The sequence below is a fragment of the Chryseobacterium contaminans genome (genome assembly GCF_001684955.1).
Taxonomy (GTDB): domain Bacteria; phylum Bacteroidota; class Bacteroidia; order Flavobacteriales; family Weeksellaceae; genus Chryseobacterium; species Chryseobacterium contaminans.
On the sequence record NZ_MAYF01000346.1, the window covers coordinates 1 to 17,176 of the forward strand.

15 protein-coding genes are annotated in these 17,176 nt (G+C 35.8%); 2 read left to right on the forward strand and 13 right to left on the reverse strand.

The genetic code is table 11. From position 1 onward, the window contains the following. The 7 genes from BBH99_RS19860 to BBH99_RS19890 form a co-directional block, all read right to left on the reverse strand. On the reverse strand, nt 1-3,065 hold a 3,065-nt coding region (locus BBH99_RS19860; RefSeq protein ID WP_066699884.1), incomplete at its 3' end, for a M60 family metallopeptidase. A gap of 417 nt (nt 3,066-3,482) precedes the next feature. Next, entirely contained in the window at nt 3,483-3,929 is a 447-nt protein-coding gene (locus BBH99_RS19865; protein ID WP_066699886.1) for a KTSC domain-containing protein, read from the reverse strand. 110 nt (nt 3,930-4,039) lie between these two features. Continuing rightward, nucleotides 4,040-5,053, reverse strand: coding sequence for an HNH endonuclease (locus BBH99_RS19870; RefSeq protein ID WP_066699888.1), 1,014 nt, complete (start codon nt 5,051-5,053; stop codon nt 4,040-4,042). 154 nt (nt 5,054-5,207) lie between these two features. Beyond that, nucleotides 5,208-5,690: a hypothetical protein gene (locus tag BBH99_RS22825; protein ID WP_066699890.1), complete on the reverse strand. Its 483-nt coding sequence runs from the start codon at nt 5,688-5,690 to the stop codon at nt 5,208-5,210. Between the two features lie 205 nt (nt 5,691-5,895). After that, on the reverse strand, nt 5,896-6,096 hold the full coding sequence (locus tag BBH99_RS22830) for a pepsin/retropepsin-like aspartic protease family protein (protein WP_066699892.1): 201 nt from the start codon (nt 6,094-6,096) through the stop codon (nt 5,896-5,898). Between the two features lie 190 nt (nt 6,097-6,286). After that, nucleotides 6,287-7,051 (reverse strand): hypothetical protein, encoded by a 765-nt coding sequence (locus tag BBH99_RS19885; RefSeq protein ID WP_066699896.1) that lies wholly within the window; start codon nt 7,049-7,051, stop codon nt 6,287-6,289. 160 nt (nt 7,052-7,211) lie between these two features. Then, nucleotides 7,212-7,970: a hypothetical protein gene (locus tag BBH99_RS19890; protein ID WP_066699898.1), complete on the reverse strand. Its 759-nt coding sequence runs from the start codon at nt 7,968-7,970 to the stop codon at nt 7,212-7,214. A gap of 235 nt (nt 7,971-8,205) precedes the next feature. On the opposite strand from BBH99_RS19890, the gene BBH99_RS19895 reads away from it, so the two are divergent. Then, complete coding sequence (locus BBH99_RS19895; protein WP_066699900.1) at nt 8,206-10,506, forward strand: tetratricopeptide repeat protein; 2,301 nt, start codon at nt 8,206-8,208, stop codon at nt 10,504-10,506. 17 nt (nt 10,507-10,523) lie between these two features. Continuing rightward, the gene (locus BBH99_RS19900; protein ID WP_066699902.1) at nt 10,524-12,983 is read left to right on the forward strand and encodes an SEL1-like repeat protein; all 2,460 of its coding nucleotides are present in this window, start codon (nt 10,524-10,526) and stop codon (nt 12,981-12,983) included. 151 nt (nt 12,984-13,134) lie between these two features. Here BBH99_RS19900 and BBH99_RS19905 read toward each other — a convergent pair whose 3' ends face one another. From BBH99_RS19905 to BBH99_RS19930, 6 genes are all read right to left on the reverse strand, one after another. Continuing rightward, on the reverse strand, nt 13,135-13,515 hold the full coding sequence (locus tag BBH99_RS19905) for a VOC family protein (protein ID WP_066699904.1): 381 nt from the start codon (nt 13,513-13,515) through the stop codon (nt 13,135-13,137). A gap of 594 nt (nt 13,516-14,109) precedes the next feature. Then, a complete protein-coding gene (locus tag BBH99_RS19910; protein WP_066699906.1) occupies nt 14,110-14,751 on the reverse strand; it encodes a DUF2306 domain-containing protein in 642 nt (213 codons plus the stop codon). A gap of 33 nt (nt 14,752-14,784) precedes the next feature. Then, a complete protein-coding gene (nudK, locus tag BBH99_RS19915) occupies nt 14,785-15,366 on the reverse strand; it encodes a GDP-mannose pyrophosphatase NudK (RefSeq protein ID WP_066699907.1) in 582 nt (193 codons plus the stop codon). A gap of 26 nt (nt 15,367-15,392) precedes the next feature. Beyond that, a complete protein-coding gene (locus BBH99_RS19920) occupies nt 15,393-16,301 on the reverse strand; it encodes a TIGR01777 family oxidoreductase (RefSeq protein ID WP_066699908.1) in 909 nt (302 codons plus the stop codon). Nucleotides 16,302-16,328: 27 nt separating this feature from the next. After that, entirely contained in the window at nt 16,329-16,673 is a 345-nt protein-coding gene (locus BBH99_RS19925; protein ID WP_066699909.1) for a hypothetical protein, read from the reverse strand. Nucleotides 16,674-16,678: 5 nt separating this feature from the next. Further along, a partial coding sequence (locus BBH99_RS19930) for an HPP family protein (protein WP_066699911.1) occupies nt 16,679-17,176 on the reverse strand: 498 nt, incomplete at its 5' end.

Here is a 17,176-nt window from a genome sequence, read left to right on the forward strand (position 1 = left end):
CTTTGAACCCTGTTATTCACTTCCTTGTTGATTTGGTCTAAAGAACCTTTTGCTATCACTATCAACTTACCTGTCATATCATATACTTCAGCTTTCAGATTTCCTTTTGTATTGCTAACGGTGATATTCAGCTTTTGTCCGTTCTTTAATGGATTAGGATACACCGAAAAATCATTTTTATGAGCAGCTACAGTGTCAATTCCTAAAGTTCCTGAAGGATATACGAGAATCTTCTGTCCGTTAAATCCTACTGCATATACTTTTTGTGCACTGGCAGGGAAATCTACATAAGTATTGGCCAGAGTAGTATCTCCGGTTCCTACAATAGAAACACTTACCAGAGTATTGGTTGCATCATAGGTTTCAAATGCAACAGCATTATTCCATTTAGAATTATCGATCAGAAGGAATTGTCCCTGCGCATTGTTAATCACCTGTGCACCCACTCCTGTAATACCGGAAACAGGCAGAAGGTTTTTAAAAGCATTCACACTGTTGGCTGAAATATAATTGATGACCGGAGAAACAGGTTTCGCATATCCTTTCTGCTGAACATAATTTTTTACATCATCTATCATGCTTTGAGTAATGGTAAGCTGTTGAGAAACATAATCGTCCATCATTCCATCTACAGGTTTTAAGAATCCTGTATTGGTAAAGAAATCAGTAAGGTCTTCCTGAACCGCATCACAGGTGTTTTTTACAAAATTCATTACCAGTTGTCCCTGCGAAAGCTGAGATTCATCCGTTTCTGTCACTTTTTTAACCACATATGCCAGCCAATGCGCATAATCTACTCCTGTAACAGGAACAGTAGGAGTTTGGGTGTCCTCATCAGACATATTATTGTCAAAACTTAGGGTAGCAGCATTTTTGGAAGCTCCTGCCAGCTGATAATATAACTCAAGCTGCCAGAATGGGATAAGACTTCTGAAATTTTTATCCGTTGGATTTACAAAATCCTTTCTGAACTGATCCATTACATTCTTTCCGTTGATCTGAGTCTGGATAATGAACTCTCCAAATCGGTTACCTTCCACCTGCGGAAAGGCTGTTTTATCTGCAATTTCACCTTCCAGTCTTGTAAACCTGTTATTTCCACTAGGAGTATGCATATTATAATAAGCCCACAGCGAATAAATATTGTTGGTAATTTCTCCTGTTCCGGACCATCTTACTCCCGGTCTTACCTGGTTGATATGTCCGAATTCGTGAGCCACTCCCCAAACATCAAGGTCTGTAGCAGAAGCTGTATTCTGCATTCCCCATGTAAGATCCAGGTGAACCCCTAAAGTTCCACCGAACCAGCCTCCTTTAGACTCCGTATAGATAAGCTGTCTGTTTTTTACATTTTTATTATACTTAAAGAAGCCCATAAGTTCCCTTTCAGACTTTACAATAACGTCATATCTGTCAACCAGTGGTTGTGGATTATCATAGTGGAAGTTTGTTACTGCTGATTTGTCCATTACCATTCCCGTGTAATATCCCTGCATGTCAATTTTAGGGTATACGTCATTCGTTAAGATTTCAGTCCATTCCGGAGAAGTAGTTCCCTTTTTGTAAATACCGTTTACCATTCCTGCCGTAATATTCAGAGAGATCGGAGCTGCAGTAGTATCATCAGTATAATAGGAGATATAGCCAAGACCTCCGTTGGTAATTTTCAAAACATTAAATCCGTTTTTCAGTTCGTACGAATTTTCTGGAGATACTTGTGTAGAACCACCTTCTGTTGCAAAATCCCTTATTTTCAGATACGCTTTGTTACTGCTGGTAATATCCTTTGCAAAAACAACTACGGTTGTATTAGCCTGGAATAGAATTCCTGTAGGATTTTCATAAGCATTGTAATTGCCTATCTTGTATTGGGTGTTGATGGTTTCATTTTTTTGATATGCTGTAAAATCCTGTACCCTGTACTTTTTAGTATAAGTATTATTAAACAGGCATTGTGCCAATCCTTTGATAAACGGAGAAGTAATGGCATTGATGTCCTGCTGGGTAACGGAAGGCTTCAGCGTACTGAATAACGGATCATTAAAAATAGCAGAATAAGCCGAAAGATTCGGAGTATTAGGATCTGTTTGGAAAAATTGAAGCTCGGCACAGCTCGCAAAATTATTTTTACCATCCAATACTTCAATCTTAATATTTAAAGGAGTAATGGCAGATGGGAAATAAACTGTTTTTGAAGTTCCTGTCTGTCCGAAATCAACAACTGAAATTTCAGTATAATTAGAATTTGAAATCGTATTATAGCTGATTTTGATATTTCCGAAGTTCCCGTTTACATTGCCGTCCTGTCTTGGCGTATATTTCAGGTAATTAATTGACTTTTGTCCATCAAATGCATAAACAAGGGAAACAGGGAAGGAGGTTGCACTCCAGCTTGAATGATAAAGGGTATTGAAATCTCCGTCAAAAGATTTATCAATATCATTCCCCGGCTGAAAATTGGATGCTGAAGATCCTGCCGCCTGTGGAAGAACAGGAATATCACCATAATTGGCAAATTCATCTGTAGGAAGAGAACAGTCTGCAACAACAGGGTCCATTTGTTCCATAGAATAAAATTCCATTTCAGCGCAGCTTGAGAAATTATTTTCTGCACTTAAAACTTCTATTCTGATTACCGCCGGTTTTATAATAGCATTGGGAAGATCTATTGTCTTGGAAGTATTATCTGCAGCCCAGCTAATAACACCGGTAGCGTCTAAAAACACACCAGGATTGGCCTGGGTAGAATATTTGACCTTTATACTGGTCCAGACTCCGTTTAACCCGGATTGCCTTGGCTGGTAAACTAATTTCGAAATGCTCTTTACACGATTGGAGAAATTAAAGTTAAGCTGATCCGGTATAGCCGTATTCAGGCTGTATTTTGAATGATAAAGAGTAGCAAGATTGTTATCGTTAGACATTCCGGCTTCATTACCCGGTTGGGCAGACTGCAGCGAGCTTACAAAAGCAGCAGGCATTTTGTATTGCGCAGAAGCCATTTGTAGTGCAAAAAATAAAGCGGCAGTATATCCTTTTCTGGCAGCATTTTTTCTTAGGTTCATATAGTTCTGTATTGAATTTTGTAATGTTGTAGTTTTCCAGTCTTGCTATAAATCTCAAAAAATCTGTCATTAAAATTTCAGGATACCGTGATACAGTACCTTTATAAAAAATAGTAGATTTTTTACTGCAATGTTACAGGAGAACTCCGATAAATACAAGGATCATATAGAATGATTATTGTAATTTACCTATGTTTTTGAGCTGGAAATACTGGTTGTGGAAATGTGTAATGCAATGAAAGTGAATGGGTTGTTTTGATTTTCTCCGGATAATATCATGAAATGGCTTCCGATCAGGTTAATAGGTACAGAACCTTTATTCAGACAGAAGATAAAAGCGGTTTTATAGTCCTTATTGGCAACAAAAAAGACTTCCGGAATATCCCGAAAGCCTTCATATATTGTATCTGAAAAAAATTAGTCTGCCATAGCCTCTCCAGCTTTTCTATAGATAAAGTTTCCATAGACATGTCTTCTTGCGAAACGGCTTGGAGAATCAGCGTTAACCATTTTAATATAAGTATTTCTTGGAACACCCATGTATTCATAGGTTTTTCCATTCAAATGCTGAACCGTTAAAATCGATTTTTCAAGATAAAAATCCTGAATATTAGATTGAGTAATGGTTTCTGTGTATTCTTCTTTATATTTTTCCTGAGTTTCAGGATTAATGCTTACCAGGAAATGATAGGCTTCAATCACAGACTTGCTTTTTGCTTCTGCTTCCAGTTTTCCAGCCTCGTCATTGATAAATTTATCAGGATGTGTGTCTTTCATCACATTTCTGTAAATGGTCTTTAACTCTTTTAAAGTCACATTTTTATCAACTCCAAGAAGTGTTCTGTGTTCACCTATTCGTTTCATATTTTGAATTCTTATTTTCGGGGTGCAAAATTAAGAAAATTAATTGGAAAAATGGTAACTTATTCATTTTTAATATTTCCAATAGTAATCATCTCATAAATCATAGGATTTTATTTATCAAAAATATTTTCAAAGTGATGCTTCAGAGAGTCTGAGCTTGGGTAGTCTTTGGCTTCTGCGGGTAAACTAATCTTTGTTTGGTGCAATTTAGCGTAATATTCATCATGAGAAATTTTATTACTGATGTAAATCGTATAGTTTTCTGGGTCTATGCTAATTAATCCAAGATCAAATAATGTATGGATATCTGAACGCAATAGAATGCCATTAGGAGTTTTATTAGTGTCGGACCCTTTGAAAGAATAAATATGTGCTGCTTCTAGCATTTCAATAATTTCGCATTGTGTGATCGCACATTTTTTATTGTAAGCATTAATAAGTTTTTCTCGGAATTTTTTTTGCCCTCTTCTAGCATAAATTTGGATCGCAATTTTTTTTCTATCATCTTGTATACTATCAATATTAAAGTAGCTTATTTCAGATTCATTAATTGATGAGTCCAAGTAATCAGCAGTTTGTAAATATTCCGACTCTTTTATTAAACCAAGATTATAAAAACATAAAATTAGAGATCTTTTAATATGCTTTTCTAAATCTGATTCATTTTCTAGTTTGTAATAAAATTCTTTAGGATTTTCAAAAACATTATTATACTTGGTTGTATCTCCACCTCCATCAACATCAATTCTGGGATGTAAACTTTTAGATTTTCTTATTTTAATGTTTAATCCTTTAGGATTAGTTTTGGACTCTGCACAACCCACTACTGCACCTTTTCCTTTTTTATCAAAGCAAATTGCTACATATATTCCATTTGATACCTTTTGGTTAGGGGGTAGAATACACACATGAGTTATATGAGGGAAATTGGTTGCTCCTTTAGATTCTTTTACTGTTAAATGTATGTTGTTAAATATACCGTATTTCTTTTCTAGTTCAGATTTAAAGCTGTTAAGTGCCTCTTTTACATTATTGAGAAGTGGATCATCAGTTTTTATTGTTTCTCCGTGTATAATAGGATGATTTTGTCTGAATTCACAAATTTCATTAAAATAATTAGTCATTAATTTTTTACGAGCAAACTAATGATTTTTAGTGTATATTCAAATAGAATGTATATTTTTAATTTTATTAATGCAAAAATAAAAGTATAGAACTAATATTCGAGATATTGCCTGTGTAATATTAATTGATGTTCAGTATGCTAGTAAGCTTTTATTAAAACTCAGAGTATAAATGTTTATTCAGCTTAAAATAAATAAACTGGTTTTTAAAATCGATAATGGTATTGAATCTTTTTAAGAATGCATTCCCAAAAAAGCCTGCTATTTTTTCTGAAGCATCAATGCCTTCTGTAGAGCTGGAAAGCGTAATGGGAACGTTGTAGAGAAATTTATGGGCGAAAGTAATGGATGGACAAAGAACCACGGGCATTTCATAAACAGAACCATCTGAACCCTGTGCTGTGGCTTTTCCTATTGTTTTCATGGTATTGACTAAAGAATTTTTTCGGACATAAGGCGAAGCAATGGTAAGAGCATCATCCGCACCGCTGTCCAGACCAAAATACCCTGAATATTCTTTACCGTTCACGGTTATTGAGCCTTCCACAGCTGGGTAATTATCGATGAGGTGAAGTTTCATTTTTTCATATCCTGATACCTCAATAGAAGGATCATTTTCATCATAAAAACGGATCACATATTATAATCAATTTCAATAAGCTTTCCTTTCATTAAATCTGTTCCGAAAACACCATCGAAATTAACTTCTCCATAAGGTATAAGGGTAAATAAAACATCTGTTTTCTGGATATCACCAATCTGAACCGTATTATGGCTGCTGTAATCAACCGTATTTACTCCGTTTGAACCTTTATTTTCAGATTTTCCATCAATTTTCAGATTTACTTTTTTTTTGAATTGGTATTGATGACAGAACCATCGGCGCCGGTATCAAATAAAAATTTTACATTGTCAACCGCGTTTACCTTGCCCTGTATATAAACCGAATTATTTTCCAGAGAGAAGGGGATAAGGGTGGGCTGTTTTTGTGCTGATAAAGCGGTACTGATGCTTAAGGCTAAAAAAAGAAATTTAGAATTCATAAAAGATCAATTTTGGAGGTTAATGCAACGAAAATAAATCTATTAATGGTCCTGACAAATAAAGAACGCTTCATTAAGCTTCCCTTAACCATTCTGTAGGCCTATGTTCTTAAAATTAAATACAGATAGTTTTCAATAAAAAAGCAGTACCCGAATGAGTACTGCCATTATCATTTTTAATGTTCAATTCCTAGTAAGTTTCGTCACAGTTTTTCTTCAGTTTTGTAAAGATTTTGTCAAAATCCCTGTAGGCATTTCCTTCCTCATCACGTTTCTGTCTGAAGCTGCTGTTGGCACAGTTGTGAAAACTAAGTCCTATCATGTCTATTAATGCATAATCTTCTCTTTGCGGATCCTCCATTTTAGCATTGAAACGGTTCATAACCCCTTGCGGATCTGCATTGTTTTTACTTTTCAGTTCTGTATAAGCTTTCCATGAAGCAAACATTTTTTCTCTGTCGGGAGAAGATATGGCATCAATAGATTCTCTGCAGGTTTCATAAAATTTACTGTTTTTAAGAGTGGATGGATCAGAAAAAGCAATAATTTCTTCTTTGTTCAGCTCATATTCATTCTCAAAAGTCTGGATGGCATTTTCATACAGTTTTTTCCAAACCGGCTGATTGATGACTTTGAGGCTGTAAAGTTCCTGTTTTTTCTCCTGATATTGTTTTTCCAGGTTTTCCAGGTGCTGATCTTTATTTCTACGGATTTCTTCAAGGCTGGAAAGTTTGAAAATAGGATTCGTATCAAAATGAACCCCATTGAATTTGTATAAAAGTTTGTTAACCCCGTCTATTTCCTCTTTTTCATACTTGGAAGCATCAAAATATCCTTTGTTGTCACAATTGAATGTCTGATAACTGTACGGTGTCAGGTTGGTTTTTACAGGACCCTTTTGGCCCCAAACAATAACAGATAAAGCCAGGGAGAGCCCGACCATCATTTTTTCCATGCGCATAGTTGTAGAAAGAATCCGAATTTTCTAAAATTTCAGCACAAAATTAAGGCTTTAAATCCGAAAACTAAAGGATTTAACCAATTTTATACAGTTATTTTTGTTATTTAATGAGAATTTTAATTTTTTGCTTTAAATAGGGCGTTTCCCGAAAATCTTACGGCTCATCACAATCTCTTTTCAGCTTGACAAAAACCTTTTCAAAAGTTTTAAATACCGTGTTTTCTTCATCAGCTTTGGTTCTGAAACTGTGATTGGCGCAATTATTAAAAGCGTTCATGAGATCAATAATAGCATAATCATCCTTTCTTGGGTCATTCCATTTGGCATTAAAAGCATTCTGTGTTCCGGAATAATCTTCTTCACCTTTTTTGGTTTCAAATAAACTTTTCCATACCGAATACATTTTCTCTTTGTCCTTCGTGGTCATAGCATCTGCATATTCCTTACAGGTATTGTAAAATTTACTGCTTTGAAGAGACTGCGGATCAGCATAGCCCAGAAGTAATGCTTTATTGAGCTGATATTCGTTTTCCAAAAGTATAAGAGCTTCTTCCTGCTGTTTTTTCCATATCGGAAGGTTAATGAGTTTTAATCCCTCAAGTTCTTTCTTTCGCTTCAGATATTCTTTTTCAGCCTGCTGCAAAAGCTGGGTACTGTTGCTGCGAACTTTATCGTATTTCACAGGATTAAAAACGATAAGAGAAGTAAACGGAGACCATGTTAAAGGTGATAGCAGTTGATAAGTGCCGTCTATCTCTTCTTTTTTATACTTTGAAGGATCAAAATAGCCTTTCACATCACATCCGAAGGTTTGATAAGTGTAAAGCTCCAAAGGTGCTTTTTTGGCAGGAACTTTTTGAGCGATAACCATTACGGATAAAGCTATAGAAAGCCCTGTGTATAATTTTTTCATGTTCTGTATCGTTGAAAATTTTTTTTTTTTGAATTCCGGACCAAAATTAAAACTTAAAATTCCAATTCCGGTGATAAATCAGAATTATTTACTCACTGGTTTCCGGGATTTATAGGGCTTGTCATTTGTTTTTCGTCTTGTTTTTTATATTTTGCACCCCTTATATTATGAATTCTGATCTCCGCTGAGACAGAAAGGGAATATAATGATTGAATTATAGAACAAAATAGTAATAATGTACGACAATTTAGAACAACTGTTTTACAGGGGAGAACTGAAGCAGTGTATTGCAGAAGGAGAAGAATATTTACGATCTCATCCCGAAGATGAAGAAGTTTTATTTTTAATGGCAGTAGCTTATCATGACATTGTTTATTATGAAGGTCATGAAGCCGTTTATGATGCCATCAGGGATTACGTTATCCCTTACTTACGAAGAATACTTCAGTTAAATCCAAATAATCAGAAAGCATTATACAATATTCTGGATTATCCCTTAGGAAACGAATATACCCTGATGCAGATCGCCAGAAGTAAAAAGCATATTACCCAGGAAAATAAGGCCGAGTTTATAGGCTATGCGGAACAAATGCTTGAAGATCCGGAGTATGCAGGATATGGGTATGATTTTTTGGTTAAAATATATGAATCCCTTCAAGAAAATAAAGCACTTCTGAACAGTCTTGAAGCAGCAATGTATCATTCTAAAAAGGCAGAGGCAGACAACCGTGAAATCAGGGATAAAAACACCTCACTTTACTGGATTAAAAAGATTTATTTACTGGACCGTACAAAAATGGTTTCTGGTGAAGAACTTACCGCCCTTATTGATAGGGAACATTCCACTTTTGTAAGCCGGAATGAATATGATTTTATCAACCTTGCCGATATTGCATTTGAAAATAATGCACCTGACCTTTCACTGAAGATGATGCTAAAAGCGATCAAAGGAGAAAACTCAGCCGTTCATATCCATGAAAAGTTCGCAGAATGGCACCAGCGTTTTGCAGAACTGATTCAAAACGGATATAATAATCCTGATGTTTTCTATTATCAGTTGATTATTGAGCGTAACTATCCTGAATTTCTGAATATTTCTACGGACTTTTACTATCATCATGCTCTTGAGGTTATCAATTCCCATCCGGAACTGTTCTCAGGATATCATTTTGCAGGGACATTCCTATATGAAAACGAGCGTTATGCTGAAGCTATTCCTTTACTAGAAAAAGCGGTGCACTTATCAGCCAATGCTACAGCCTGGAGAAGAAAGGTAGAGGCAGAATATCTTTTAAATAGAGCCCTATCATCCGAAATCCCTGTATTTTCTGATGAACCGACAGACATTTACAACGAAGGAGTTTTGGTGAACGAGTCTATTGATGCATTAGAAGATGAAAATGATAAACGGAAATGGCATGAAATAGGGCGGATTGTATATGAACAGGCATATGAAGCATTCCGAAAATATTTTGAGGAAGATAAGTTTGAGAGCGATTATTATAATGATCTGCATACCAGAGCAATGTGCTGTAATAATTTAGCCATTAAGCATTCGTTGCTGGGAGATTATCAGGCAGCAGTAGAGATCGCTTCTGAAGGACTCAGGTATTCAGAGTTCATGGAACTTCACCTCACCTTAATTGATGCTTTGGTCAATGGAGGAAACTATGAAAGGGCAGAAAAAGCACTGAATAACTACTTCAATCTTTATGGAGAATCCGAAGACTATTTTTATAAAAGCCTTTACAACAGGGCACTCCAGGTCCAGCTTCATGAGTTACTGGGAGCTGATGATGTTGGTAAAGAAGCAGAGGAAGTGCTTATCTACGCTTATCAACATACCGCAGATAATCCTGAGATTGATGATTATGACTACAGGGATCTGGATGCTGCAAAAAATAAATTGGAAGGTATTTTATTCCACCATCTGGACAGCCAGGATCTTCATACCAGAAAAGCTCATTATGAAAGGATGGCAGAACGTTTTCCACAGGAGGCGAATCCTCAGTATGCTTTGATGCAGATCTATAATGAAGAGGAAAATTATGGGCAGGTAGCGTTGGCGGCTAAAAGATATCTTGAAAATAAAAAAGAATTCCTTTTAGATGCTTTTGATAAGGCGAAAACCATTTATATGATCATGAAAAGTGATTTTCTTCAGGGAAATTACCAGGAAGCGGCATCGGTTTTCAGTGAATATGATGCAGAATGTGAAGCAGCGATGGATCCTGAAGAATATGTACTTTGGTTAAGCTATGGAATAAGAGTGTATGAAAAACTGAACCATAAAGATCAGACTTTATCCCTTGCAGAAAGATTCAACACCATTTACAATGCTGAAGAATGGGGCTATGATGATCTGGTGGAAAGCGTTGAATTAGCAAAAGCAGTTGTTTTATATCAGGCTGGAAATATAAAAGAAGCCCATGCTATTTTGGATCAGGTGCGCTCGGTTGCAGATTATGACCCAATTGCTGATGAATATAAAGCTTCATGGAAAAAACCGGGGCTGTTTTCTAAATTCGGATTTTAATCATTAAAGAATAAAAAATGGCGCATCGTCTTTATGTATATAATGTAGACTCAAAAACAGGAGAGCAGTATCCATACTACCTGGGGGAATGGAATTATGAGATCCCGGAATTGCTTCTTCCTTTATTTTCCTGCGACCCAAGGGCAAAAGGAAAACTTCTGTATTTTGATAAAACCAATGGAGTAGAAAGGCTGAAATCATTTTATCAATTGTTGGGAGAGCATTATCAGCTGCTCTACAAAAAAGCTTATTATGAGCCGGTCAGCAAAATGTTTGAGATGCTGGATGATCTTCCTTATGATACTTTAATGATCAATGGATGGGATGTTTTCAATATGAGTGAAGAAAAACATTCCGATCAGGCCAAAAACTGGGCGTCTGAGATTAAGGAAAAAAGTAAGCTGTATGATAGGGCCATGGCTAAGCAGAATCTGGGCTGGCTTGAAAAAGAAATCGTAGCCAGAAGCGGATACGGATCTTTTTTAGAAATGCTGGAAACAGACTGGATTGATTATGGTCTGGGCTACTGGAATGAAGATCTGTATAAAGATATTTCAGAAACTTTTGAACACAATGGTCTCTGGGGATTGAAAGATAAAAAAGGAAATATCATAACGCCGCCGGTTTACGAAGAAATATTTGCCTTTAGTGAAGAAGGAATTGCTGTAGCACAGAAAAACGGAAAATACGGCTATCTGAGAAATGACGGAAAAGTGCTTATTGAGTGCATCTATGAAGAGGTTTATGATTCTTTTTTTATCAACAATAAGAATTATGGAATTATAGAAATCGATGAGAAATGCGGGTTAATTAATATTGAAACCGGGGAAATTGTAATCCCTTGTGAATATGAAGAACTGGAGATGTTAAGGTATGTTTACCTTTTTAATGCTAAAAAAGATGGTAAATATCATCTTATTGATGCATCCAATAAACTTATTATTCAAGAGGGTTTTGATGAACCTTTTGAGTTTAATTATTCAGGAATGGTCTATCGTTCGCTGAAAGGAACATCCAAAAAAGCCTTTTATACATTTGATGGTGTTTTTCTGGGGGAATATCCAGAAGATACACTGAATCATATTGCGGAAGGATATTATTTTGCTAAACCAAATAAGTTTCAGAAAAAAATTAATATTATAAAGGCAGATGGAAGTCTTCTGGATACTGAAGTAGACACCATGATGATTTTGGACTATTATACTTCTTTTGCCTACAGGAAAGCCAGGGAATGGCATATTTATGATATAAAATCCGGTGAATTCAGGTTAGAGGAACATAAGATTGAAAACATCCACAGGGATTGGTATACCCAGTTTATGAAAAATGTATTCCTGGTGTCTAATGAAAATGGCTGGGGCTTGTATAATGCTGCTGAAGACCGCTGGCTGCTGCCTTCCTCAAAAGAATATAAAAAAATAGAATCCTGCCGGGAAGAAATTTTCCGGGTGACTACTTCAGAAGGGATGTTCTATTTTGATCAGAAAACTGAAACTCAAAGCAGTGTTTATGACTATATTGGTGAAGGAATAGAGTATCATGAACAGATGCTTTGCCTTTATAAAGGTCATGAAATGTTTATTCTGGATGCCCAAAGACAATTGCATCAGGTTTCAGATAACCAGTTGGGAGCTTTGTACGAAAAAAGATATAATCTCCGCGGAAAAGATCAAAAGTATTTCCTTGATTTTTATAAGACATGGACTGAGAAAAAAGGTTCGGGCTACGAGCAGCATTTTGATGATGCAACCCTGATGTCAAGGGCTGAAAAATACATTGAAGAAGGTAAAATTGAAGATGCCGTAAGAGTGTATCAAATCGGAATAAGCCGCGGAAATACAGACATGATGGTGGAGCTTGGATATATTTATGTTCATGATGACTATCCTGAATATTACGATCTGGAGAAGGGACTTGCTCTGTATGAAAAAGCAGCTTCTAAGAATCATCCTGTTGCATGGAATAACCTGGGGTATCATTACCAGAGTGGAGTGGGATATCCTCAGGACATTAAAAAAGCTTTAAAGTGTTTCAGGAAATCTGCAGAATTAGGAGAGGGTCTGGCAATGCAAAACCTTGGGCTTCTGTATTTCTATGGTGAATATGTACTACAGGATTATGATATTGCATTAGACTACTATAAACAGGCAGAAAAGAAGCTCTATTATAATAATGAAAATTTAGCAGAAATCTATTATCAGAAAAATGATTTTGACAATCTTCAACGTTATTTGAAAAAGGATACTGCGGGTACGTATTCCGATATTTACTACGGTATTATGTATGATGAAGGATTGGGAGTAAAGATAAGCCCTAAAAAAGCAATCAAACACTATGAAAAATCCCTGCAGCATGGCTACTATACTACAGCATTAAGAAGGCTTCTCTATTTTTATAAAGAAGATCTGGCGTTTGCTGATCCGGAAAAATACGAGTACTGGAAGGCATTTGGTGAAGAAAATGATATGGAGGTTTAATAGGCTGTATTAATTGTTTCCGAAACCTTTGTTATTCCGTAGGAATCTCAACTTCATGATTGGAACATAGCAGTCTAGATTCCTACGGAATGACAAAACGTTTATTGACACGATTATAAATTAAAACAAATAATTCGTGCATTAGTGGCCTTTAAAAATAGTTGCTTACTTCAATGAGGTTTTGATCCGGATCCCGGAAATAAACAGATTTTATCTTGCCTACAGCACCTGTACGCTCTACAATTCCTTCAATAATCTCAACGTTTTTTTGCTTCAGCTCATCCATCACCTCATGAATGTCTGTCTGAGCAATGAAACAAAGATCTGCGGAACCACTGGTAGGATGTTTGGCTTTAGGCTCAAATTCATGACCTTTTTGATGCAGGTTGATCTTTTGATTGCCAAAAGTGAGTGCTTTGCGATTATCTCCAAAAGTTACCACTTCAAAACCCATAATTTCAGTGTAAAATGCTATGGTTTTGTTGAGGTCTGCTACAGTGAGTACGATGTGATCGATGTTTTTTATCTTCATAATTTTTTGTTTTTAAACACTAATAACACAGATGTTTTATCACAAATGACAGACTATTCTCATTAGTGTTATTTGTGCTTTAAATTAGTGATATTTGTGTTTCTGATTTTAAAAAAAATAATAGTTTTACAAAATTAATAGTGTAGCCATGATTTATTTTTTTCTCATTTTAATTGTCGCAGTATTTGGAGGGATTTCTTATCTGATTATGCGTTTCTGTAACCGATGGACCCGGAATCACAAATACGAAGTGTTTTTTAATACTCTGATCTTTATAGCGGCATTTCTGTTGATATCATATATCTGCCTTTATATTTTTATTTCAAACCTCGAATTTTCCAGATAATTCTGGCTTCAAAATAATCATTTATAAAATATCATTCCATGGATTTTGATTGGATTTACCTTATCGTTTTTTTGTTTTTCATTTTTATAATTGGTGTTTTTGTTGGAATTGCCTATCTCATTATGCGTTTTTGTAACCGCTGGACCAAGGATCACAAATACAAAAAATTACTGAATACTTTGATATTTATCGGATCATTTTTCCTGGCCTCATTTCTCAGCCTCTATATTTTCTTTACGAATGTCTATTTAGGGCGTTAGAAGAATAGGTTTTCTAAGGAAGTACACCGCAATGAATAGATTAATAATAAGTGCCAGCCATACATTCATGCCATAAAAAAGTTCATAATCATGAAGCTTTTCATCATAAAACAGATTCTTTATGATTCTGAAAGTAATAGCCGTTGTTGTCACCGCATAGCTTAAAATCATAAAGTTTTTATGCCTGATAATATTCCCTTTTTTAATAGAAAGTACAGCAACTACTGTAAAATAAGCCCAAAGAAAATCCTGAATCAGAAACCCCGTAATGCCTATCATTCCGCCGTTTGAAAATAATCCCAATACAAAACACGCCGGAACGTTGATCATAAGTATATTGTAAACATAGATCCGGCCAATTATTTTATGTAAACTTCTGTTCTCTCTTAAGAATTGTGGTGAAAATTGTGTTAAACCAGCCAGAAGGCAAAGGGTTATTGAGAAAATGTGGATGTAGAAAAAAGCCATCCAATAAGGATTATTGACAACTTGCTGTTTAAAGGCCAGAAATCCCACCGTTTTATCAAGAGAAGTATATTGGGAAATTGTTTTCAGCATCAGAATACTGAAAATAAAAACCGAAAATACTGCGATTACCTTAGCAATCCTTATTCCCAATGATTTTACCATGAAATTTGTTTTTTTTACTCCTTAAATATAATTTTACAAAATCCCCTTAATTCTCAAATGCTGCAACAGCATCATCGTTTTTGCATCTTTAATTTCTCCCGTATCAATCATTTTAAGGGCTTCATCAAAAGATAATTCCAGTACTTCAATATGTTCACCTTCTTCTTCAAGACCGCCACCGTCATTAATCTTCATTTCACTGGAATATTCAGCAATGAAAAAGTGAAGAATTTCTGTTACGGAACCGGGAGACATATAGGCTTCAAATACCTTTTCAACCTTAAAAATTTTATATCCTGTTTCCTCTTCCGTTTCTCTTTTAATGCAATCTTCGGGATTATCGTTGTCTAATAGTCCGGCGCATGCTTCAATAAGCATTCCGGAAGCATTTCCGTTAATATAAGTTGGAAGTCTGAATTGTCTGGTCAGAATAACCGTATTGGATGTTTTGTTATACAGTAAAATAACCGCTCCGTTTCCACGGTCATAAGCCTCTCTGCTTTGAGTCTCTGTAGTACCGTCTTTTTTGCGTACTGTAAAAGTGACTTTGTTTAAAGTATACCAGTTGTCAGATAAAATATCTGTTTTTAAAATTGTAATATCAGGATTTTGCATAGGTTTGTTTTGACCTTTTTTGGTGATTATTGAGTTTTTAATAAGTCTTTTAATGCATTATTCAGATTAGGAAATTTAAATTGAAAACCCGCATTCTGAATTTTTTGCGAAGAAGCTCTGGAGCCTTCCAATATGGCACTTGCCAGTTCACCAAATAACAGTTTCAAAACAAAAGCAGGTACATTTGGCATGAATAAAGGCTTTTTCAGTACCTCAGCAATGGTTTTGGTTAATTCTGAATTAGTAGCATGTTGAGGTGAAACAGCATTATAAGCACCATGAAGAGTAGGATGCTTTAATGCGAACTCGTAGATGGAACAGATATCTTCAATATGAATCCAGGGCATATACTGTTTACCGCTTCCCAAAGCAGAACCAATACCATATTGTATCGGGGGAAGCATTTTCTTTAAAGCACCTTCCTTTTCCGAAAGAACAACAGCAGTACGGATTTTGACGATTCTGTCTGCAAGATTCTGTTCTTTAAAATGATCGGCAGCTCTTTCCCATAAAACAACAACTTCGCTAAGGAAATCGTGTCCTGGCGGATCATTTTCCGAATATATTTTTTCTGTAGTTTGAGTTCCGTAAAAATTGATACCGGATGCAGAGATAAAAGATTTGAGTTTAATTTCTTTTTTTCTTAAAGTATTTCGCAGCAATGCAGCAGAATCCACTCTGCTGGAAATCAGTTCCTTTTTTCTTTCTGCAGTCCAGCGTTTTTCTGAAATATTGGCACCTGCCAGATGAATAATGTGGGAAACATTTTCCAAAGCCGATTCATCAATCGTTCCCTTTGTGAGGTCCCATTCATATTCATTTGTCTGTCTTTTTTTCCGGGTAAGGAACCTTACCTCAAATTCATTTCCGATTTTTTTTGCAACTTCTTTTGCAATAAGGCCGTTTGCTCCGGTAATCAGAACGACTTCTTTCATATTTATATATTTTGTGGTGGTGTGTAATTATGCCTGATTTTTAACGATCAAAACAAAATCATCTTCTAAGAGTTTATAGCCGTAATCATAAATAAATTTGTATTCTGAACCGTTTTTATAAACTTTTATATTGGTGAAATAATCAAAATCAAAACCCAGACTTTCCAGTTTGGATTTGGCAACCTTTGTTTTTCCTTCAATATTTACTTCCGTAAGGATCCTGTAATTCTTGCGGAGCTTATTATTGATATTCCGCATCAGATTCGTAGAATCTTTATTCTGCTTGTTGTTATAGGCGTTTCGGCAGGCATCATTGCAGAATTTTTTATCAGACCTTCCGATGATTTTTTCGCCGCATTCCAGGCAATTCATAATTTTTATTTTTTCACTTTGTGGCCATGAGCATGTTTTTTTCTTAACAATCTTATAAACCTGCTGTGTGAAGGATAACTTCTGTTGGGCGTTATATTATTAAAAAACAAAGCCACAAGCAGCAGGATAATACACCCCGAAAGAACCGGAGAGATAACGTACCAATATCCCAATTCCGGAATTTTCCCGGTAGAGCTTACCGCAATCAGAGCTGTAGCGCCACCTGGTGGATGCAGGGTTTTGGTGTACTGCATCAATACAATAGAAAAAGCTACAGCCAATGGGGCAGAAAGCCATATAATATCAGGGACAATCTTAAATACTGTAACGCCAACCAATGCAGAGAGAACATGCCCGCCTACCAGATTTCTAGGTTGGGCCAACGGACTTTGAATGGCTCCGTAAATCAAAACACTGGAGGCTCCAAAAGAACCGATCAGGAATATATTCTCCGTCTCTGCTAAAGAATGAGACTGAATAAATGCAATCAGCCCAATTCCAAA